The sequence below is a fragment of the Mycobacterium sp. NPDC049093 genome, from assembly GCF_040704635.1.
GTDB lineage: Bacteria > Actinomycetota > Actinomycetes > Mycobacteriales > Mycobacteriaceae > Mycobacterium.
Map to the genome: position 1 here is coordinate 764,203 of NZ_JBEZJS010000002.1, position 21,921 is coordinate 786,123.

At 67.1% G+C, this 21,921-nt stretch carries 14 protein-coding genes; all 14 read left to right on the top strand.

Annotated elements, in window-relative coordinates:
• Positions 1 to 227 precede the first annotated feature (227 nt).
• Positions 228 to 1,466, top strand: coding sequence for a UDP-galactopyranose mutase (gene glf / locus AB0876_RS09230; protein ID WP_526041787.1), 1,239 nt, complete (start codon positions 228 to 230; stop codon positions 1,464 to 1,466).
• Positions 1,463 to 3,400, top strand: a complete 1,938-nt coding sequence (locus AB0876_RS09235) for a glycosyltransferase family 2 protein (RefSeq protein WP_526041788.1) — start codon at positions 1,463 to 1,465, stop codon at positions 3,398 to 3,400. Before glf ends, AB0876_RS09235 begins: the two co-directional genes overlap by 4 nt.
• 1 nt (position 3,401) lies before the next feature.
• Positions 3,402 to 3,935: a phosphatase PAP2 family protein gene (locus tag AB0876_RS09240; RefSeq protein ID WP_526041789.1), complete on the top strand. Its 534-nt coding sequence runs from the start codon at positions 3,402 to 3,404 to the stop codon at positions 3,933 to 3,935.
• The gene (locus tag AB0876_RS09245) at positions 3,932 to 4,873 is read left to right on the top strand and encodes a decaprenyl-phosphate phosphoribosyltransferase (RefSeq protein ID WP_526041790.1); all 942 of its coding nucleotides are present in this window, start codon (positions 3,932 to 3,934) and stop codon (positions 4,871 to 4,873) included. The genes AB0876_RS09240 and AB0876_RS09245 overlap by 4 nt, the downstream gene beginning before the upstream one ends.
• Before the next feature lie 31 nt (positions 4,874 to 4,904).
• Positions 4,905 to 6,893, top strand: a complete 1,989-nt coding sequence (aftB, locus tag AB0876_RS09250; protein ID WP_526041791.1) for a terminal beta-(1->2)-arabinofuranosyltransferase — start codon at positions 4,905 to 4,907, stop codon at positions 6,891 to 6,893.
• 114 nt (positions 6,894 to 7,007) lie between these two features.
• On the top strand, positions 7,008 to 7,436 hold the full coding sequence (locus AB0876_RS09255; protein WP_526041792.1) for a hypothetical protein: 429 nt from the start codon (positions 7,008 to 7,010) through the stop codon (positions 7,434 to 7,436).
• 135 nt (positions 7,437 to 7,571) lie between these two features.
• Entirely contained in the window at positions 7,572 to 8,567 is a 996-nt protein-coding gene (locus AB0876_RS09260; RefSeq protein WP_055118679.1) for an esterase family protein, read from the top strand.
• Between the two features lie 202 nt (positions 8,568 to 8,769).
• The gene (locus tag AB0876_RS09265; RefSeq protein ID WP_491839712.1) at positions 8,770 to 9,681 is read left to right on the top strand and encodes an alpha/beta hydrolase-fold protein; all 912 of its coding nucleotides are present in this window, start codon (positions 8,770 to 8,772) and stop codon (positions 9,679 to 9,681) included.
• A gap of 75 nt (positions 9,682 to 9,756) precedes the next feature.
• The gene (locus tag AB0876_RS09270; protein WP_064882834.1) at positions 9,757 to 10,203 is read left to right on the top strand and encodes a hypothetical protein; all 447 of its coding nucleotides are present in this window, start codon (positions 9,757 to 9,759) and stop codon (positions 10,201 to 10,203) included.
• Between the two features lie 42 nt (positions 10,204 to 10,245).
• Positions 10,246 to 11,259, top strand: a complete 1,014-nt coding sequence (gene culp6, locus AB0876_RS09275) for a carboxylesterase Culp6 (RefSeq protein WP_491839667.1) — start codon at positions 10,246 to 10,248, stop codon at positions 11,257 to 11,259.
• A 254-nt stretch (positions 11,260 to 11,513) separates the two neighbouring features.
• Positions 11,514 to 13,406: a long-chain-fatty-acid--AMP ligase FadD32 gene (fadD32, locus tag AB0876_RS09280; protein ID WP_491839668.1), complete on the top strand. Its 1,893-nt coding sequence runs from the start codon at positions 11,514 to 11,516 to the stop codon at positions 13,404 to 13,406.
• A 62-nt stretch (positions 13,407 to 13,468) separates the two neighbouring features.
• A complete protein-coding gene (pks13, locus tag AB0876_RS09285) occupies positions 13,469 to 18,916 on the top strand; it encodes a polyketide synthase Pks13 (protein WP_491839669.1) in 5,448 nt (1,815 codons plus the stop codon).
• Positions 18,913 to 20,466 carry an acyl-CoA carboxylase subunit beta gene (locus tag AB0876_RS09290; protein ID WP_055118670.1) on the top strand — a complete coding sequence of 518 codons (1,554 nt, stop codon included), beginning with the start codon at positions 18,913 to 18,915 and terminating at the stop codon, positions 20,464 to 20,466. The genes pks13 and AB0876_RS09290 overlap by 4 nt, the downstream gene beginning before the upstream one ends.
• A 38-nt stretch (positions 20,467 to 20,504) precedes the next feature.
• On the top strand, positions 20,505 to 21,920 hold the full coding sequence (locus tag AB0876_RS09295; RefSeq protein ID WP_526041793.1) for a phytoene desaturase family protein: 1,416 nt from the start codon (positions 20,505 to 20,507) through the stop codon (positions 21,918 to 21,920).
• The last annotated feature ends 1 nt before the right edge of the window (position 21,921 follow it).

A 21,921-nucleotide genomic window follows, 5' to 3' on the forward strand; every position in this document is an offset into this window, starting at 1 on the left:
ATGTTTGCAGCCATAAGGGCTGCACTTCGGATAGCAGGTGGGTGCTCTCCTCTTGCTTCATCGGTATTCCGGACCAGGTGGTGTGACGCCCGTGAATGCCAACGAGATCGATGTTAAGGCTGTGACTCGTGTGTCTAGAGTGACGATATTGAATCGTGAGCGAATTGCGACCTGGGCCCTTTGTCGAATTCGGGGCAGCGGGGCCCGGTCGGATACCCTGGCTGCCGATGACGTCCTTATCTCCCCGGGTCGCTACAGACCAGTCCAGCGGACATTTCGACTTATTCGTCGTCGGTTCCGGTTTCTTCGGTCTGACGATCGCTGAGCGCGCGGCGACGCAGCTGGGCAAGCGTGTCCTTGTTATAGAACGACGCCCGCACATCGGTGGCAACGCCTACTCGGAAGCCGAACCGAAGACCGGTATCGAGGTCCACAAGTACGGCGCCCACCTGTTCCACACCTCCAACCAACGGGTGTGGGACTACGTGCGGCAGTTCACCGACTTCACCGGCTATCAGCACCGGGTCTTCGCGATGCACGACGGCCAGGCCTACCAGTTCCCGATGGGGCTGGGTCTGGTCTCGCAGTTCTTCGGACGCTACTTCACCCCCGACGAGGCCCGCGCCCTGATCAAGGAGCAGGCCAGCGAGATCGCCGGGCACGAGGCGGCCAACTTCGAGGAGAAGGCCATCTCGCTGATCGGGCGCCCGCTCTACGAGGCGTTCGTGAAGCACTACACCGCCAAGCAGTGGGAGACCGACCCGACGAATCTGCCGGCGGGCAACATCACCCGGCTGCCGGTGCGCTACACCTTCGACAACCGGTACTTCAACGACACCTACGAGGGCCTGCCGGTCGACGGGTACACCGCCTGGCTGGAGAACATGGCCGCCGACGACCGTATCGAGGTGCGGTTGGACACCGACTGGTTCGACGTCCGCGACGAACTCCGGGCGGCCAACCCCGACGCACCCGTGGTGTACACCGGTCCACTTGACCGCTACTTCGACTACTCCGAGGGCCGGTTGGGCTGGCGCACACTGGATTTCGACCTCGAAGTGCTTGACACCGGCGACTTTCAGGGCACCCCGGTGATGAACTACAACGACGCCGACGTGGACTACACCCGGATCCACGAGTTCCGCCATTTCCACCCGGAGCGGGACTACCCGGCCGACAGGACCGTGATCATGCGGGAGTACTCGCGATTCGCCAAAGAAGACGACGAGCCGTACTACCCGATCAACACCGAATCCGACCGCGCCCTGCTGGCCTCCTACCGGGCTCGCGCCAAGGCCGAGACCGCCACGGCGAAGGTGCTTTTCGGCGGCCGGCTCGGCACCTACCAGTACCTCGACATGCACATGGCCATCGCCAGTGCACTGAACATGTACGACAACACCCTGGCGCCGCACCTGTCCGACGGTGCACCGCTGGCTACCGAAGAGGAAAGCAGCAAAGCATGAGTGACATCCCATCCGGCGCACTCGACGCCGGAGAATCGCGGGCCGTCAGTCTGCTGGCCCGTGTCATCCTGCCGCGACCGGGTGAGCCACTGGACGTCCGCAAGCTCTATCTCGTCGAAGACCCGACCAATGCCCGCCGGGCCCACGCGCCGACCCGCACGACGCTGGAGATCGGCACCGAATCCGGCATCTCGTTCGCGACCTACTTCAACGCCTTCCCGGCCAGCTACTGGCGCCGCTGGTCCACCCTGAAGTCGGTGGTGCTGCGCGTCGAGCTGACCGGCACGGCCCGCGTCGACGTCTACCGGTCCAAGGCCACCGGCGCCCGGATCACCGTCGGCGGCGCCCCCGTCTCCAGCGGCGACTCCGGCGAACCCGCCGCCGTCGAGTTCGAGATCGACCTGACGCCCTTCGAGGACGGCGGCTGGATCTGGTTCGACATCACCAGCAACACCGCGGTGCGGGTGCACAGTGCCGGTTGGTACGCCCCGTCGCCCGCGCCCGGCCGCGCGAACATCGCCGTCGGCATCCCGACGTTCAACCGGCCGGCGGACTGCGTCAACGCACTAGCCGCCCTGACCTCGGATCCGTTGGTGAACGAGGTCGTCAGCGCCGTCATCGTGTCTGATCAGGGCACCAGCAAGGCCAAGGATCATCCCGGATTCACCGCGGCCGCAGAGGCGTTGGGCAACCGGCTCTCGATTCACAACCAGCCCAACCTCGGCGGGTCCGGCGGGTACAGCCGGGTGATGTACGAGGCGCTGAAGAACACCGACTGTGAGCAGATCCTGTTCATGGACGACGACATCCGCATCGAACCCGATTCGATCCTGCGCGCCCTGGCCATGAACCGGTTCGCCAAGGAGCCGATCCTGGTCGGCGGGCAGATGCTCAACCTGCAGGAGCCGTCGCACCTGCACATCATGGGCGAGATGGTCGACCGGGCGAACTTCATGTGGTCGGCGGCCCCCAACGCCGAATACGACCACGACTTCGCCAAGTACGCGCTGGACGACACCGAGTCCGACCGCAGCAAGCTGCTGCACCGCCGGATCGACGTGGACTTCAACGGCTGGTGGATGTGCATGATCCCGCGGCAGGTGGCCGAGGAGCTCGGCCAGCCGGTGCCGCTGTTCATCAAGTGGGACGACGTCGAGTACGGGCTGCGGGCTGCCGAGCACGGCTACCGCACGGTCACGCTGCCCGGCGCGGCGATCTGGCACATGGCCTGGAGCGACAAGGACGACGCCATCGACTGGCAGGCCTACTTCCACCTGCGCAACCGGCTCGTGATCGCCGCGCTGCACTGGGATGGCGACGTGCGTGGCCTGCTGGCCAGCCATCTCAAGGCCACGTTCAAACACCTTCTGTGCCTTGAGTATTCGACGGTCGCCATCCAGAACCGGGCCATGGAGGACTTCCTGGCCGGCCCGGAGCACATCTTCTCCATCCTGGAATCGGCCCTGCCCGACATCCGCGCGATGCGTCAGCAGTTCCCCGATGCCGTCGTGCTGGGCGGTGCCACCGAGCTGCCGGCAGCCTCGGACCTCAAGCGCAAGAAGATCGGCATCCCGGTCTCCAAGCCGGCGATCATGGTGAACCTCGCTCGCGGCGTCGTCCACCAACTGCGTCAGCACGACCCGGAAACCCATGTCCGGCCGCAGATCAACGTGGCGACCCAGGACGCCCGCTGGTTCTCCCTGTGCCGGGCCGACGGGGTGACCGTCACCACCGCCGATGGGCGTGGTGTGGTGTACCGGCAGCGGGACCGCGCCAAGATGTTCGCGTTGTTGCGTGCCTCGCTGCGCCAGCAGTTGCGTGTGGTCCGTCAGTTCGACCGGTTGCGCAAGGTCTATCGTGAGGCGCTGCCGGTGCTGACCAGCACCCAGAAGTGGGAGACGGTGTTGCTGACAGAGTCGGCGGAGAAAAACTGACATGACCGATGCCCCGCGCGGCGAGGACGCCGTGTTGGTTGCCGTGCAGTCTGCCCTGGCCACCCGGCCGGGCGTACTGACCGGAGCGCGTGCGTTGTCGCATTTCGGCGAGCACAGTCTGGGTTGGCTGGGGCTCGCGGCCGCCGGTGCACTGGCCCAGCCGGCCAAGCGCAAGTCATGGTTGGCGGTGGGTGCCGGCGCATTCCTGGCCCATGCCGCCGCGGTCGTCATCAAGCGGGTGGTGCGCCGTGAGCGGCCGCACCACCCCGATATCGCCGTGAACGTCGGGACGCCGAGCCGGTTGAGTTTCCCCTCGGCACATGCCACCTCGACCGCCGCGGCCGCGGTGCTGCTGGCCCGGACCACCGGTCTGCCGCTGCGCGCGGTGCTGGTGGTGCCCATGGCGCTGTCGCGTCTGGTGCTGGGCGTGCACTATCCCACCGACGTACTGACCGGCGTGGCCGTCGGGACGGTCGTGGGTTCTGTGGTCGGTAAAACTGCCGGTGTCGGGCCGAAGGAGACTGTGGCCAAATGAGTGAGGAAGCGCAGCCGGAGGCCGGTCCGCCCAAGAATCTGGCGACCGGGCTGATCAAGGCGCTGCGGCCACGGCAGTGGATCAAGAACCTGCTGGTGCTCGCGGCGCCGCTGGCCGCCGTCGGCAGCGGCATCGAGTACAACTACGCCGACCTCGCCTACAAGGTGTCGATTGCGTTCGTCGTGTTCTGCCTCGCGGCCTCGTCGATCTATCTGGTCAACGACGCCCGCGACGTCGAGGCCGACCGCGCCCATCCCACGAAACGGTTCCGGCCGATCGCCGCGGGCGTCGTACCGGAGTCGCTGGCCTACGTGCTGGCCGTCGTGCTCGCGCTGGCCTCGCTGGCCATCTCGTGGCTTCTGACCCCGAACCTGGCGTTGGTGATGGCGGTGTACATCGCTGTCCAGCTGGCGTACTGCTTCGGGCTCAAGCACCAGGCGGTGCTCGACATCTGCATCGTGTCCTCGGGGTTCCTGCTCCGCGCGATCGCAGGTGGCGTGGCCGCCGATATCCCGCTGTCGCAATGGTTCCTCCTGGTGATGGCCTTCGGCTCACTGTTCATGGCGGCCGGCAAACGTTATGCCGAACTGCAATTGGCCGAGCGCACCGGCGCCAAGATCCGCAAGTCGCTGGAGAGCTACACGAGCAGCTACCTGCGTTTCGTGTGGACGTTGTCGGCTACCGCGATGGTGCTCTGCTACGGCCTGTGGGCGTTCGGGCGCGACAGCGCCAACGACGCTCTGGGGCTCGACGGCCAGGATGCGTCGTGGTACGCGATCACGATGGTTCCGTTCACCATCGCGATCCTGCGCTATGCGGTTGACATTGATGGTGGCATCGCCGGTGAGCCAGAGGAGATCGCGCTGAAAGACCGAGTGCTGCAGGTCCTGTTCCTGGCGTGGATCGGAACCATCGGTGCAGCTATCTACTTCAGCTGACCGAATTACACTGCGCCGCCTGGCGGGCGGCGTGGGTAGCCGGCTGGCGCGCTGGCCGGTGTTTCCGTACGACATCACGGTGCGGATCAGCCTGTGGGTGAGTGTGGTCGTGGTCGCCGGCCTGTTCGGCTGGGGTGCCTGGCAGCGCCGCTGGATCGCCGACGACGGTCTGATCGTGCTGCGGACGGTCCGAAACCTGCTGGCGGGCAACGGTCCCGTCTTCAATGCGGGTGAGCGGATCGAAGCCAACACCTCGACCGCGTGGACCTATCTGGTGACGCTGGGTGCCTGGCTCGGCGGCTCGGTCCGGATGGAGTACGTGGCGCTGGCCCTCGCGCTGACGCTGAGTGTGCTCGGTGTCGTCCTGGCAATGCTCGGCACCGGCCGGTTGTACGCCCCGAGCCTGCAGGGCCGCCGTGCCCTGTTGCTGCCCGCCGGTGCGCTGGTCTACATCGCCGTCCCGCCGGCCCGCGACTTCGCGACGTCGGGGCTCGAAAACGGTTTGGTACTGGCCTATCTGGGCCTGCTGTGGTGGATGTTGGTGTGCTGGTCGCAGGCCTTGCGCGCGGCTCCGGCGACGCGCCGCGGCGTGGCCAAGGGGGCACCGAATCCGGCGTCCAGCAAGTACTTCGATGGTGCGCTGGCGACCCTGGCCGGGCTCAGTGTGCTGATCCGCCCCGAGTTGGCGTTGATCGGCGGTGGCGCTCTGGTCATGATGCTGATCGCCGCGCGGGGCTGGCGTCGCCGCGTCCTGATCTTGGTGGCCGGCGGACTGCTGCCGGTCGCCTACCAGATCTTCCGGATGGGTTACTACGGGCTGATCGTGCCGGGCACCGCGGTGGCCAAGGACGCGTCGGGGTCCAAGTGGGCTCAGGGCCTGACCTATCTCACCAATTTCAACCACCCGTACCTGCTGTGGGTGCCGGTGCTGTTGCTGGCCGCCCTCGGCGCGGTGCTGCTGACCACGCGGACCCGGCCGTGGTGGGTGCGCCATCAGGTGCCCCGTGGCTACGGCTGGCTGGCCCGCACCGTCCAGAGTCCCGCCGCCGTAGTGCTTTTCATGTTCGCCAGCGGGTTGCTGCAGGGCATCTACTGGGTGCGCCAGGGTGGTGACTTCATGCACGGCCGGGTGCTGCTGACCCCGCTGTTCTGCCTGCTGATGCCCGTCGCGGTCATACCGGTCGTGCTGCCGGACGGCACCAGGTTCACCCGGGAAACCGGGTACCTGCTCGCCGCGGCCACCAGCGTGTTGTGGGCCTCGGTGGTGGGCTGGTCGATCTGGGCCGCCAACTCGCCGGGCCTGGGGGCCGACGGCACCCGGGTCACCTACACCGGAATCGTCGACGAGCGCCGGTTCTACTCGCAGGCCACCGGTCATGCGCACCCGCTGACCGCCGCCGACTACCTGGACTATCCCCGGATGCGTGCGGTGCTGACCGCGATCAACAACACCCCCGACGGGGCGTTGCTGTTGCCGTCGGGCAACTATGACCAATGGGACGTCGTCCCCGCGTATCCGCCGCCGGCGGACCTGAGCCCGACGGACCGTCGGGCGCTGAAAACCCCGCACACCGTGTTCTTCACCAACATGGGCATGCTCGGCATGAACGTCGGACTCGATGTGCGGGTCATCGACCAGATCGGTCTGACGAATCCGCTGGCGATGCACACCCAGCGGCTCACCGACGGCCGCATCGGCCACGACAAGAACCTGTTCCCGGACTGGGCGGTGGCCGAAGGGCCCTTCCTCAAGACCAAGCAATGGATCCCGCCCTACCTGGACGAGGACTGGATCTCGCAGGCGGAGGCCGCGCTGGACTGCCCGGCCACCGAGTCGATGCTGAACTCGGTCCGCGGGGAGATGAGCCCGCGGCGGTTCCTGTCCAACCTGGTGCACGCGTACGAGTTCACCAAGTACCGGATCGACCGGGTGCCGCTCTATGACCTGAAGCGGTGCGGACTGCCGGTGCCCGAGCCCAAGAACCCGCCGTACACGGGGATGCCCGCCACCGGACCGTGACCGCGCGCGAGATCGTAGGACCGAATTCTGTGTATTCGGTAACGCCCGGGCGGGCGGCACCGATACCCAGACGAGCCCGCGTGATCGATCTTGAACGGACGGTACGAGAAACCGATGCTGACCTCTGGTGTCTCCGGTATGCGCCCTTGGGGTCCGCGCTTACCGACGGCCACAGCCGGTGTGTTGTCTCGCGAGACCTTCCTCACACAGAAGTTCCCGGGTCATATGGCCGCCGACAGGCAGGTCGTCCGGGCCGGCAACACCGCGGAGGGATTGTCGCTGTCGGGTGGGGCCGCGTCGATCATGTCGGCCTACCACCCGAGCCTGTCCACCCGTGCCACGTCGCTGCCGGCATTGCGCACCGGCGCCAGGACGCGCAACGACCCGATCAAGTGCAACAAGGACTTTCACGCTGCCCACGGCAACGCGGCCGGCAGCAACGTGAGCTCTCATTTTCCCCCGGCGGGCAACCACGCCCGGCCGGACCGGGCCGCTCAACCGAGGGCCTTCAAACCAGACCTGATCGCGACCATCAACGGCTGAGGGGCGACCAGGGACGACAACTGCTGCAGAGAAGCAACACGAGTTCGTGTGGTTGACTACACGGGCACGTGAGCCGCTTACGTCGGTGTGTATCGATGTGCGGAATACGAAGAAGAGATTCAGATAGGGAGCGGTATGAAGTTCGTTGGGAAGATGCGCGGCCTGTCGCGCCGGTTGACGGTTGCGGTCGCCGCAGCAGCCGTGCTGCCTGGCCTGGTTGGCGTCGTAGGCGGCTCGGCAACCGCTGGAGCCTGGTCTCGGCCCGGCCTACCGGTCGAGTATCTCGAAGTCCCGTCGGCAGCGATGGGACGTGACATCAAGGTCGAGTTCCAGAGCGGTGGCGCGGGTGCACCTGCGCTCTATCTGCTCGACGGTATGCGCGCTCGCGAAGACCAGAACGGGTGGGACATCGAACTGCCGACGTTCGAGTGGTTCCTGAACTCCGGCATCTCGGTTGTCATGCCGGTCGGTGGCCAGTCCAGCTTCTACAGCGACTGGTACAAGCCGGCCTGTGGCAGCAAGGACGGCGGCTGCAAGACCTACAAGTGGGAGACCTTCCTGACCCAGGAGCTCCCGGCGTGGCTGGCGGCCAACAAGGACGTGAAGTCGACCGGCAGCGCTGTGGTCGGTCTGTCGATGGCCGGTTCGTCGGCGCTGATGCTTTCGGCTCGCCACCCGGATCAGTTCATCTACGCCTCCTCCCTGTCGGGCACGTTGAACCCGTCCGAGGGCTGGTGGCCCATGCTGATCGGTATCTCGATGGGTGACGCCGGCGGCTACAAGGCCGACGACATGTGGGGCAAGACTGGCGATCCGGACAACGCCTGGAAGGCCAACGACCCGACCGAGAACGTCGCGACCCTGGCCAACAACGGCACCCGGCTCTGGGTGTACTGCGGTAACGGCAAGCCGGGCGAGCTCGGTGGCGCCGACATGCCCGCCAAGTTCCTCGAGGGCTTCGTGTGCCGCACGAACTCCACCTTCCAGGAGAAGTACATCGCGGCCGGCGGCAAGAACGCAGTGTTCAACTTCCCGCAGAGCGGTACGCACAACTGGGCCTACTGGGGCCAGCAGCTGCAGGCCATGAAGCCTGACCTGCAGCGCGTCCTGGGCGCCACGCCGACCGCCTGATCCGGCGGTAGGTGGCGACCTGACACGTACGACGCCTGACGGCGGCGATCCCCACGGGGTCGCCGCCGTCAGCCGTTTCCGGACCTGGTGATTCACCCCGGCTGTGAGGTCGATGTGGTTCACTACAACGCGGGTTACGTGTGCGGTGGGCCCAAATGTGTAGGACACAGCGAAGTCCGGCAGGCAGCAGGAGAGGTTGATGATGAGACGTGCGTTGAGTCTGATGCGGGCGATGCTGCTGGCCCTGCTGGCGCCGGTACTGGGCGCCGGCCTGTGGACCGTGTCCGCGATGGCGGGCGCACCGGCTCGGGCCGATGGTGTCGAATACCTGATGGTTCCGTCGGCGGCCATGGGTCGCGACATTCCGGTGGCCTTCCAGGGCGGTGGCCCGCACGCGGTGATCCTGCTCGATGCGTTCAACGCGGCCCCTGATGTCAGCAACTGGGTCAACGCAGGTCATGCGATGTCGACCCTGGCCGGCCGAGGTATCTCGGTGGCGGCCCCGGCCGGCGGCGCGTTCAGCCTCTACACGAACTGGGAGCAGGACGGCAGCAAGCAGTGGGAGACCTTCCTCTCCGCCGAGCTGCCGGACTGGCTGGCCGCCAACAAGGGGCTGGCCCCCGGCGGGCACGGGGTCGTGGGCGCCTCGCAGGGCGGCACCGCCGCGCTGACACTGGCCGCATTCCACCCCGACCGGTATCGCTTCGCCGGATCGCTGTCGGGTTTCCTGACTCCGTCGGCCACCACTCTCAACGGCGCGATCACCGCAGGCATGGCGCAGTTCGGCGGGGTGGACAGCTACGGCATGTGGGGTGCCCCACAGCTGGGCCGCTGGAAGTGGCATGACCCCGACGTGCACGTGCAGTTGCTGGCCGATGCCAATACCCGGCTGTGGGTGTACAGCCCCGCCGCGCTGACATGCAGCGATCCGGCTGCCATGATCGGTGTCTGCGATCTGGCGCAGGGCAGCAACCGGTCCTTCTACCAGCACTACCGCTCGGTCGGCGGCAGCAACGGCCACTTCGACATGCCGGCCGGGGGCCAGCATGACTGGGGTAGCTGGGCGCCGCAGCTGGCACAGATGTCGGGTGAACTGGTCGCGACCATCAAGTAGCGGTCCGGGCGGGCGGCCGTGGTGACCAGAATCAGCTGCGCCGGGGCACTTTTCACCAGCCGGTACGGTGGAAGCGTGCAGCACACGGTACGGTCGGCCACCCTGGTGGCAGCGGTGTCCGCTGCGTCGTTGCTCACGGCGTGCGACGCCGGCGGCGACATCATGGCGCCGCTGGCCCTGCCGACGTCACAGGTCAACGGGGCACAGCCGCAGGCGGTGTCCGCGCAACCCCAGCAGGGCCGCCCCGGTGAGCTGGACCTCACGTCGCAGCAGCACACCTATCTCGACAAGCTCAAGGACACGGGGATCAACCCGTCCAGTGAGCTGCTGGCGCTGTCGATCGGGTCGTACGTGTGCCAGGCTCACGCCGCCAAGCTGAACGACCAGGCGGTACGGGATTTCGTCCTGCCGTTGGTGCGTAGCGATGTCCGGGCTGCCCATACCTCGGAGAGCCCGACGTCCGGCGAGATCGACGCCGCCGCCACCGACTACATCCGTATCGCCACCGAACATCTCTGCTGACAAGCAGATCACCGCACCGCACGCGAGGAGCCCGAGTAACCCATGGCAAAAAATGCCGGCCGCCGGAAGCGGCACCGCATCCTGGCACTGATCGCCGCCGGGGCGATGGCACTCGTCGTGGTGCTGGTGGTGTCCATCGTGGTGATCTACCTGCGTCGTCCCGAGAGCCCGTCGGCGCCGCCGTCGGCCCAGCCGCCGGTCGGGGTTCCGGGCCCGTCGACGACGCGTAAGCCGCGCCCGGAGTTCCAGTCCGCCGACTGCCCCGACGTGATGCTGGTTTCGATCCCCGGTACCTGGGAGTCCTCGCCGCAGGACGACCCGTTCAACCCGACGCAGTTCCCGCTGTCGCTGATGACGAATATCAGCCGGCCGATGGCCGAGCAGTTCGGCAAGGACCGGCTCGAGGTCTACACGGTGCCCTACACCGCGCAGTTCCATAACCCGTTCGCCGCCGACAAGCAGATGTCCTACAACGACAGCCGCGCCGAGGGGAAGCGCACCGCGGTCAAGGCGATGACGGACATGAACGACCGGTGCCCGCTGACCAGCTATGTGATCGCCGGGTTCTCGCAGGGCGCGGTGATCGGTGGGGACCTGGCCAGCGACATCGGCAACGGCCGCGGGCCGGTGGACGAGGACCTGGTGCTGGGCGTGACATTGATCGCCGACGGGCGCCGCCAGCTCGGTGTCGGGCAGGACATCGGTCCCAACCCGCCGGGTCAGGGCGCCGAGATCACCTTGCACGAGGTGCCGGTGCTGTCCGAGATGGGCCTGACCATGACGGGACCGCGGCAGGGCGGTTTCGGGGCGCTCAACGACCGGACCAATCAGATCTGCGGCAAGGGAGACCTGATCTGTTCGGCGCCCGAGGAGGCGTTCTCGATCTTCAACCTGCCCAAGACCCTGGAGACACTGACCGGCAGCGCGGCCGGGCCGGTGCACGCCCTGTACAACACCCCGCAGTTCTGGGTGGAGAACGGGGAGACCGCCACGCAGTGGACGCTGAGCTGGGCCAAGGGCCTGGTGGACAACGCGCCGCACCCCAAGCACGGTTGACACCGAACACGCCCGGACCGCGACTCGCGTGGCGGATTTGGCCGGGACCGTCACGGTCCCTTAACATTAAGAGAAAAATAAGAGCTTTGCGCGTGCGTGGTTGGTTGACTAGAGCCGTCAGCTGACTCGTAGGCGTGGTCGCCGCGCCCGGTACGATCGTCCGGGTTTGGGTACGTACGGCCGCCCGAGTGGCTGCAACGCACCTCCAGTGACGTGCGACAACGCGACGAGTACGGCTCTGACAGGAGAGTTATATGCCGTTCATCAATCCGTTCATCAAGGACGGTCAGATCAAGTTCCCTGACGGCGCCAGCATCGTCGAGCACGTCGAGCGTTGGGCCAGGGTTCGTAGCGACAAGCTGGCATACCGCTTCCTGGACTTCTCGACCGAGCGCGACGGTGTCGCCCGCGACCTGACCTGGGCGCAGTTCAGCGCCCGCAACAAGGCGGTGGCCGCACGGCTTCAGCAGGTCACCCAACCCGGTGACCGGGTCGCCATCCTGTGCCCGCAGAACCTCGACTACCTCGTCGCCTTCTTCGGTGCGCTCTATGCCGGACGCATCGCGGTGCCGCTGTTCGACCCGTCCGAGCCCGGCCACGTCGGCCGCCTGCACGCGGTGCTGGACGACTGCCACCCCGCGGCGGTCCTGACCACCACCGAGGCCGCCGAGGGCGTCCGCAAGTTCTTCCGCAGCCGACCGGCCAACCAGCGTCCCCGTGTCATCGCGGTCGACGCCGTGCCCGACGACGTCGCCGCCACCTGGGTCCATTTCGAGGACGTCGACGAGTCCACCATCGCCTACCTGCAGTACACCTCCGGCTCGACCCGGATCCCGACCGGTGTGCAGATCACCCACCTGAACATGGCCACCAACGTCGTGCAGATCGTCGAGGCGCTCGAAGGTGAGGAGGGCGACCGTGGCCTGTCCTGGTTGCCGTTCTTCCACGACATGGGTCTGGTCACCGGGCTGATCGCCCCGATGATCGGCCACTACTTCACCTTCATGACCCCGGCCGCATTCGTGCGCCGGCCGGAGCGCTGGATCCGCGAGATGGCCCGCAAGGAAGGCGACACCGGCGGTGTCATCTCGGTGGCGCCGAACTTCGCGTTCGACCACGCCGCTGCCCGGGGTGTCCCGAAAGAAGGTGAGGCGGCGCTCGATCTCTCCAACGTCAAGGCCGTGCTCAACGGCAGCGAGCCGATCTCGGCGGCCACCGTGCGCCGGTTCAACGAGGCCTTCAGCCCCTTCGGCTTCCCGGCCAAGGCCATCAAACCGTCCTACGGTCTGGCTGAGGCCACGCTGATGGTGTCGACCACCCCGGCCGCCGAAGAGCCCAAGATCATCTACGTCGACCGCGACGAGCTCAACACCGGTCGCATCGTCGAGGTGGACGGCGATTCGATCAAGGCGGTCGCGCAGGCCTCGGCCGGCAAGGTCGGCGTCTCTGAGTGGGCCGTCATCGTGGACGCCGAGACCGCCACCGAGCTGCCCGACGGACAGGTCGGCGAGATCTGGATGAGCGGCCAGAACATGGGCACCGGCTACTGGGGTAAGCCCGAAGAGACCGTCCAGGTATTCCAGAACACCCTCAAGTCGCGGACCAGCCCGTCCCACGCGGAGGGTGCCGACGACGACGCCACCTGGGTTCGCACCGGCGATTACGGCGCCTTCTACGACGGCGACCTCTACATCACCGGCCGCGTCAAGGACCTGGTCATCATCGACGGCCGCAACCACTACCCGCAGGACCTGGAGTACTCGGCGCAGGAAGCCAGCAAGGCGCTGCGCACCGGCTACGTCGCGGCTTTCTCGGTGCCGGCCAATCAGCTGCCCGCCGAGGTGTTCGAGAACGCGCACGCCGGCCTGCACCGTGACGACGACGACAGCTCCGAGCAGCTGGTCATCGTCGCCGAGCGCGCACCCGGCTCCCACAAGCTCGAGGTCGGCCCGATCACCGACGACATCCGCGCGGCGATCGCCGTGCGCCACGGTGTCACGGTGCGCGACGTGCTGCTGACCGCCGCCGGCGCCGTCCCGCGTACCTCCAGCGGCAAGATCGGTCGCCGGGCCTGCCGCTCCGCGTACCTGGACGGCTCTCTGCGCGCCGGGAAGATCGCGAACGACTTCCCGGATGAGACGGACTGACCGAACCTCTAAGCCAACGACACGTGGCCGACCAGCCCGTTCTGATGCAAGGTGACCTGAATATGGATGAAACACAAAGCAATTCGAATCTTCCAGAGGGCACCCAGCCCGCTGCGACACCGGCGCAGCGCCCCGACCTGACCGTCGCGGAGATGCGGGAGTGGCTGCGTAAGGCGGTGGCAACCGCCACCAGTCAGTCGCCTGACGCGATCGACGAGACCACCCCGCTGATCGAGCTGGGTCTGTCCTCGCGCGACGCGGTGGCCATGGCCAGCGACATCGAGGACCTCACCGGGGTCACGCTGACCGCCACGGTGCTGTTCCGGCACCCGACCATCGAGTCGCTGGCGACCGTGATCATCGAGGGCGAACCAGAGCCCGAGAACACCGATGACGCGGACTGGTCGCGCGACGCCGATGTCGAGGACATCGCGATCGTCGGCGTCGCAACCCGCTTCCCAGGGGACATGAACTCCCCTGACGAGATGTGGGAGGCGCTGCTCGAAGGTCGCGATGCCATCACGGACCTGCCCGAGGGCCGCTGGGAGGAGTTCCTCGCCGAGCCGCGGATCGCCGAACGTGTCGGCAAGGCCAGCATCCGCGGCGGCTATCTCTCGGATATCAAGGGTTTCGACTCCGAGTTCTTCGCGCTGTCGAAGATGGAGGCCGACAACATCGATCCGCAGCAGCGGATGGCGCTCGAACTGACCTGGCAGGCCCTCGAGCATGCCCGCATCCCGGCGTCGAGCCTGCGCGGCACCAATGTCGCGGTTTACGTGGGTAGTTCGAACAACGACTACCAGTTCCTCGCCCTGATGGACCCCACAGCCGCGCACCCTTACGCGATCACCGGCACCGCCACCTCGATCATCGCCAACCGGGTGTCCTACTTCTACGACTTCCGCGGACCGTCGGTGTCGGTCGACACCGCCTGCTCCAGCTCGCTGGTCGCCGCGCACCAGGGTGTGCAGGCGCTGCGCTCCGGCGAGGCCGACGTGGCCATCGTCGGTGGTGTCAACGCCATGATCACCCCGATCGTCACCATCGGTTTCGACGAGGTCGGCGGAGTGCTGGCCCCGGACGGCCGGATCAAGTCCTTCTCCTCCGACGCCAACGGTTACGCCCGCTCCGAGGGCGGCGGCATGCTGGTGTTCAAGCGGGTCTCCGATGCCCGCCGCGACGGGGACACCATTCTTGCCGTGATCGCCGGCAGCGCGGTCAACCACGACGGCCGTTCCAACGGCATGCTCGCGCCCAACCCGGACGCGCAGGAAGACGTGCTGCGCAAGGCCTACAAGGACGCCGGGATCAACCCGCGCGACGTCGACTACATCGAGGCGCACGGCACCGGCACCATCCTGGGTGACCCGATCGAGGCCGACGCACTGGGCCGCGTGGTCGGCCGCGGTCGCGATGCCGACAAGCCCGCCCTGCTGGGCGCGGTGAAATCCAATGTGGGACACCTGGAGTCGGCTGCCGGCGCGGCCAGCCTGGCGAAGATGACCCTGTCGCTGCAGCGCGACAAGCTGCCCCCGTCGATCAACTACGCGGGCCCCAACCCGTACATCGACTTCGACAAGGAACACCTCAAGGTCAACGACACCGTCTCCGAGTGGCCGCGCTACAGCGGACACGCCATCACCGGTGTCTCGGGCTTCGGCTTCGGTGGCGCCAACGCGCACCTGGTGCTGCGCGAGGTGCTGCCGTCGGATCTGGTTGAACCAGAACCGGCGCCGCAGTCCGCCGAGGACAAGTCGTCTTCCGAGGACGCCGACGCCGTGTACGTCGGCGGGGTGCGGATGGACGAGTACGGCGAATTCATTCACGACGAGGCTGAGTCTGATTCCGGGGCCGGTGAGTACCCCGCCTACGACGAGGCGAACCACGAACTGCCCGGCCTGACCGACGAGGCCAAGCGGCTGATCGAGGCGGCCCGCGAAGAGCTGGCCGCGGCTGACGCCGCCGAGCCCGTCAAAAAGGTTGTCCCGCTCGCGATCTCGGCATTCCTGACCTCTCGCAAGAAGGTCGCCGCGGCCGAGCTGGCGGACTGGATCGACAGCCCCGAGGGGCGCGAGGCGTCCCTGGAATCCATCGGACGCTCGTTGTCGCGCCGCAACCACGGCCGTTCCCGCGCCGTGGTGCTGGCCCATGACCACGACGAGGCGATCAAGGGCCTGCGGGCGATCGCCGAGGGCAAGCAGCATCCGACGGTGATCTCGGCCGACGGCCCGGTCACCAACGGCCCGGTCTGGGTGCTCGCCGGTTTCGGTGCGCAGCACCGCAAGATGGGCAAGAGCCTCTACCTGCGCGAGCCGGTCTTCGCCGAGTGGATCGACAAGGTCGATGCCTACATCCAGGACGAGCGCGGGTACTCGATTGTCGAACTGATCCTCGACGACGCGATCGACTACACCAACGACACCTGCGAATACCCGATCGAAGTGGTCCAGACGGTGATCTTCGCCCTCCAGATCGCGCTCGGTGAGTTCCTCAAGGCACACGGAGCGAAACCCGGTGCGGTGGTGGGACAGTCGCTCGGCGAGGCGGCCGCCGCCTACTTCGCGGGCGGCCTGTCGCTGGCCGATGCCACCCGGACCATCTGCTCGCGCGCGCACCTGATGGGTGAGGGCGAGGCGATGCTGTTCGGCGAGTACATCCGGCTGATGGCGCTCGTGGAGTACTCGGCCGACGAGATCAAGACCGTGTTCGCGGACTACCCGGGCCTCGAGGTGTGTGTCTACGCCGCCCCGACCCAGACCGTCATCGGTGGCCCGCCGGAGCAGATCGACGCGATCATCGCCCGTGCCGAAGCCGAGGGCAAGTTCGCCCGCAAGCTGCAGACCAAGGGTGCCAGCCATACCCAGCAGATGGATCCGCTACTCGGTGAGCTGTCCGCCGAAATCCAAGGTATCGAACCGCATCCGCTGACCACGGGCTACTTCTCGACCGTGCACGAGGGCAAGTTCATCCGTGCCGGCGCCGAGCCGATCCACGACGTGGAGTACTGGAAGAAGGGGCTGCGGCACAGCGTCTACTTCACCCACGGCATCCGCAACGCGGTGGACAACGGTCACACCACGTTCCTCGAGCTGGCGCCGAACCCGGTGGCGCTCATGCAGGTTGGGCTGACCACCGCATCGGCCGGTCTCCACGACGCGCAGCTGATCGCGACCCTGGCCCGCAAGCAGGACGAGGTCGAGTCGATGGTCACGGCCATGGCCCACCTGTTCGTGCACGGCCACGACCTGGACTTCCGGACCCTGTTCCCGCGCAAGTCCAGCGGTTTGGCTGGTGCCCTGGACTTCGCCAACATCCCGCCCACCCGCTTCAAGCGCAAGCAGCATTGGCTGGATGCCCAGTTCACCGCGGACAGCTCGGCAGTGATGCCCGGCAACCACGTCGCGACACCCGACGGCAAGCATGTCTGGGAGTTCGTCTCGAAGGGCGCCGCTGACCTCGCCGCACTGGTGAAAGCGGCTGCCGCGCAGGTGCTCCCGGATGCCAAGCTCACCGCGTCCGAGCAGCGTGCGGTGCCCGCCGAGGGCTCGCGTCTGGTCACCACGCTGACCCGGCACCCCGGCGGTGCCTCGGTGCAGGTGCACGCCCGGTTGGATAACGGGGGCGAGTCTTCCTTCTGTTTGGTCTACGACGCGATCGTGAGCCGCGGCGGTGCCGCGGCTGCGCTGCCGACTGCCGTCGGCGCCGGCGTTGTCGCCGAGCAGGTTTCGGCTGCCCCGGCAGCGGCTGAGCCCGTGGTCGAGGACGACGCGGCCATTCTGTCCGACAACCTGACCAAGGGCGCGGGCATGGGCGCGGGATTTGCCAAGTGGTCGGCCGATTCGGGTGAGACGGTCGCGCAGCGCCTCGGCGCCATCGTCGGCGGTGCCATGGGCTACGAGCCAGAGGACCTGCCCTGGGAGGTGCCGCTGATCGAGCTGGGCCTGGATTCCCTGATGGCGGTCCGGATCAAGAACCGGGTCGAGTACGACTTCGACATTCCGCCGATCCAGCTGACCGCGGTGCGCGACGCCAACCTCTACAACATCGAGGAATTGCTCAAGTACGCGATCGAGCACCGCGACGAGGTCGATCAGATCGCCGAATCCCAGAAGGGCAAGACGGCCGAGGAGATCGCCGCCGAGCAGTCCGAACTCCTGGGTGGTGCCTCGACGGTCGCTGAGCTCGAGGCCAAGCTGGCCGAGTCCGGGCATCCGTTGGGGGAGCAGGACTCCGAGGACAGCGGGGTGGATCCCGCTGCCGAGGCCGCCGCCATCGAGGGCCTGGAGATCCCACCGCCCCCGAGTGATCCGAGCGGACCGGCCGTGCCGGCGCCGCCGAGCGATCCGAGCGGACCCAGCAAGGCCACCGCGGCTGCCGCAGCTGCCAAGGTGCTCACCCAGGAGGCGGTCACCGAGGCGCTCGGCGCCGACGTACCCCCGCGTGACGCCGCGGAGCGGGTCACCTTCGCCACCTGGGCGATCGTCACCGGCAAGTCGCCGAGCGGCATCTTCAACGAGTTGCCCTTCGTCGATGTCGAGACCGCGACCAAGCTGTCCGAGCGGCTCTCCGAGCGCGCTGAGGGCACCGTCACCGTCGAACAGGTGCGTTCGGCCAAGACCATCGAAGAGCTGTCCACGATCGTGCGCGATCAGCTCGAAGAGGGTGTGGTGGACGGATTTGTCCGTACGCTGCGTGCTCCACGCGAAAACACAGCGGGCGCGTCCAAGGTTCCCTTGTTCGTGTTCCACCCCGCCGGCGGATCCACCGTCGTCTACGAGCCGCTGATCAAGCGGCTGCCTGCCGATACCCCGATCTACGGAATCGAGCGGGTCGAGGGTGCGATCGAGGAGCGTGCCGCCGAGTACGTGCCCAAGCTGCTGGCGATGCACAACGGTCCGTTCATGCTGGCCGGCTGGTCGCTGGGCGGGGCACTGGCCTACGCGTGTGCGATCGGGCTGAAGCAGGCCGGTGCCGATGTCCGGTTCGTCGGGCTGATCGACCTCGCGCTTCCTGGCGAGCCGATCGACCAGAGCAAGGAAGGTATGCGGGCCCGTTGGGACCGCTACGCCCTGTTCGCCCAGCGCACGTTCAATGTCGAGATCCCGGCGATTCCCTACGAGGAGCTGGAGCAGCTCGACGACGAGGGCCAGGTGAAGTTCGTCCTGGACGCGATCAAGGACAGCGGTGTGCAGATCCCGGGCGGGATCATCGAGCATCAGCGCACGTCGTACCTGGATCAGCGGGCTCTGGCCACCATCGAGGTCCAGCCGTACGACGGCCACGTCACGCTGTACCTGGCCGACCGGTACCACGATGACGCCATCGTCTTCGAGCCCGCGTACGCGACCCGCAAGCCCGACGGCGGCTGGGGCGAGTACGTCAAGGATCTCGAGGTGGTGCCCATCGGGGGCGAGCACATCCAGGCCATCGATGAGCCGTACATTGCCAAAGTCGGTGCTCACATGAGCGAAGCGATCAACCGTATCGAAGCCGAGAGCGAGAGCAAGTGACGAACAAGACCACGGCTGAACTCCTGGCCGAGCTCCGCGAGAAGCTGGAACTGGCCAAAGAGCCGGGCGACCCCAAAGCCATTGCGCGACGGGACAAGAAGGGCATCCCGAGCGCCCGTGCCCGCATCCACGCACTGCTCGATCCGGGCAGCTTCCTGGAGATCGGCGCACTGGCCAAGACCCCGGGTGATCCCAACGCGCTCTTCGGCGACGGCGTGGTCACCGGGCACGGAACCATCAACGGCCGCCCGGTCGGCGTGTTCAGCCACGACCAGACGGTGTTCCAGGGTTCGGTCGGTGAGATGTTCGGCCGCAAGGTCGCCAAGCTGATGGAGTGGGTGGCCATGGTCGGCTGCCCGATCATCGGGATCAACGACTCCGCCGGCGCCCGCATCCAGGACGCGGCGACCTCGCTGGCCTGGTACGCCGAACTCGGCCGCCGGCACGAGATGCTGCGCGGTCTGGTCCCGGAGATCTCCATCATCCTGGGCAAATGCGCTGGCGGCGCGGTCTATTCGCCGATCCAGACCGATCTGCTGGTGGCGGTGCGCGACCAGGGCTACATGTTCATCACCGGCCCGGACGTGATCAAGGACGTCACCGGTGAAGATGTGACGTTCGACGAGCTCGGCGGCGCCGACGTGCAGGCCCAGCGCGGCAACATCCACAAGGTTGTCGAGGATGAGGCGGCCGCGTTCCAGTACGTGCGCGACTACCTTTCGTTCCTGCCCGCCAACCACTTCGACGATGCCCCGATCGTGAACCCGGGTCTGGAACCCGAGATCACCCCGCACGATCTCGAGCTGGATTCGATCGTGCCGGATTCCGACAACACGGCGTACGACATGCACGAGATCCTGCTGCGGATCTTCGACGACGGTGACGTCTTCGAGATCGCCGAGCAGCGTGGCCCCGCGATGATCACCGCGTTCGCGCGGGTGGACGGTCGGCCGGTCGGTGTGATCGCCAACCAGCCGATGTTCCTGTCCGGTGTGGTGGACACGGATGCCTCCGACAAGGCCGCGAGCTTCATCCGGTTCTGCGACTCCTTCAACCTGCCTTTGGTTTTCGTGGTCGACACCCCGGGCGCCATGCCGGGTGTGCAGCAGGAGAAGGACGGCATCATCAAGCGTGGTGGCCGGTTCTTCAACGCGATCGTCGAGGCCGATGTGCCGAAGGTGACCATCGTCGTCCGCAAGGCCTACGGCGGCGGGTACGCGGTGATGGGCTCCAAGCAGCTCTCGGCGGACCTGAACTTCGCCTGGCCGACCGCGCGTATCGCGGTGATCGGCGCCGAGGGCGCGGCGCAGCTGTTGGTGAAGCGATTCCCGGATCCGACCGCGCCCGAGGTGCAGAAGATCCGTGCCGACTTCATCGAGGGCTACAACCTCAACCTGGCCACGCCGTGGATCGCGGCCGAGCGCGGATACATCGACGGGGTGATCCAGCCGCACGAGACCCGGTTGCTGCTCCGCAAGTCCCTGCACCTGTTGCGGGACAAGCAGAACATGCCCAAGGTTCAGCGCAAGCACGGGCTGACCCCGATCTAACCTTCGTTTCCAGGGCGTACGGCAGGAGGGCACCACGCATGACTACCGCGCTTGTGGTCGGCGCCGGGCCCAACGGTCTCGCGGCCGCCATCACCCTGGCCCAGGCCGGACTGGACGTCACCGTGCTGGAGGCTGCCGACGAGATCGGCGGTGGGGTACGTTCCGGCGAGGGCGACATCGCGGGCCTGGTTCACGACCAATGCTCGGCGATCCATCCGATGGCGGTCGGCTCGGCGTTCCTGAGCGGCCTGGGGCTGGAACGCCATGGACTGCACTGGAAATGGCCTGAGATCGATTGCGCGCACCCGCTCGACGACGGGGAGGCCGGCCTGCTGTATCGCAGTGTCGAGGACACTGCAGCGGCTCTCGGGTCGGACGGCCGCCGCTGGCGTCGGGCCTTCGGCGGGCCGTCGGCGAACTTCGACCTCCTGTCGGAGGACATCATGGGGCCGCTGTTGCGGGTGCCAAGGCATCCGGTGGCATTGGCCCGTTTCGGTGCGCCCACCGTGCTCCCGGCGTCGGCATTCGCCCGGCTCTTCCGTACCGAACCGGCCCGGGCATTGTTCGGTGGCGTTGCGGCACATACTTTCCGGCCCCTCCACTATCCGCTGACGTCCGCCATCGGCCTCGGCATCATCACGGCCGGGCACCGGCACGGCTGGCCGGTGGCGCAGGGCGGTTCGCAGGCCATCACCGATGCGTTGGCTGCGGTGCTCGCGGACCTCGGCGTCAAGGTGGAAACCGGTGTCCGCATCACGTCGGCAGCGCAGCTCCCACGGGCCGAGGTGACGATGTTCGACCTTGCGCCGACGGCCGTCGTCGACATCCTGGGGGACCGACTGCCACGGCGGGTGGCCCGCGGCCTGGGTGGATTCCGTTACGGTCCAGGTGCATTCAAGGTCGACTTCGCGGTCCAGGGTCCGGTGCCGTGGACGAATCCCGCGGTCAAGGATGCCGGCACCGTACATCTGGGTGGAAGCTTCGCCGAGGTCGCGGCGACGGAGCGGGAGATCCACGCCGGCCGGATGCCGCAGCGACCGTTTGTACTCGTCGGGCAGCAGTATGTGGCCGATCCCAGCCGCTCGGTCGGCGACATCAATCCGGTGTATTCGTATGCCCATGTGCCACATGGCTATACCGGTGACGCGACCGAGGCGATCATCGGCCAGTTCGAGCGGTTCGCCCCCGGGTTCCGCGACCGCATCGTCGGGATGTCGGTGCGGTCGACGACGGAGATGTCGGTGTACAACGCCAACTACGTCGGCGGGGATATCTGTACGGGCGCCAAGGACATCCGGCAGTTGATGTTCGGCCCACGTACTACGCTGCAGCCGTACCGAATTGGTGTCCCCGGCATGTACCTGTGTTCGGCGGCCACCCCGCCAGGGCCTGGGGCGCACGGTATATGCGGCGCCAACGCCGCCGCGGTCGCCCTGGCCGCTCTTCCACAGTGAC

Bases quoted from the DNA above. Each gene is read 5' to 3' on its own strand.
- AB0876_RS09245 (WP_526041790.1), top strand. From the start codon at position 3,932: ATGAGTGAGGAAGCGCAGCCGGAGGCCGGTCCGCCCAAGAATCTGGCG.
- AB0876_RS09240 (WP_526041789.1), top strand. From the start codon at position 3,402: ATGACCGATGCCCCGCGCGGCGAGGACGCCGTGTTGGTTGCCGTGCAG.
- culp6 (WP_491839667.1), top strand. From the start codon at position 10,246: ATGGCAAAAAATGCCGGCCGCCGGAAGCGGCACCGCATCCTGGCACTG.
- AB0876_RS09265 (WP_491839712.1), top strand. From the start codon at position 8,770: ATGAGACGTGCGTTGAGTCTGATGCGGGCGATGCTGCTGGCCCTGCTG.
- glf (WP_526041787.1), top strand. From the start codon at position 228: ATGACGTCCTTATCTCCCCGGGTCGCTACAGACCAGTCCAGCGGACAT.
- AB0876_RS09295 (WP_526041793.1), top strand. From the start codon at position 20,505: ATGACTACCGCGCTTGTGGTCGGCGCCGGGCCCAACGGTCTCGCGGCC.
- pks13 (WP_491839669.1), top strand. From the start codon at position 13,469: ATGGATGAAACACAAAGCAATTCGAATCTTCCAGAGGGCACCCAGCCC.
- AB0876_RS09260 (WP_055118679.1), top strand. From the start codon at position 7,572: ATGAAGTTCGTTGGGAAGATGCGCGGCCTGTCGCGCCGGTTGACGGTT.
- AB0876_RS09255 (WP_526041792.1), top strand. From the start codon at position 7,008: ATGCTGACCTCTGGTGTCTCCGGTATGCGCCCTTGGGGTCCGCGCTTA.
- fadD32 (WP_491839668.1), top strand. From the start codon at position 11,514: ATGCCGTTCATCAATCCGTTCATCAAGGACGGTCAGATCAAGTTCCCT.
- AB0876_RS09235 (WP_526041788.1), top strand. From the start codon at position 1,463: ATGAGTGACATCCCATCCGGCGCACTCGACGCCGGAGAATCGCGGGCC.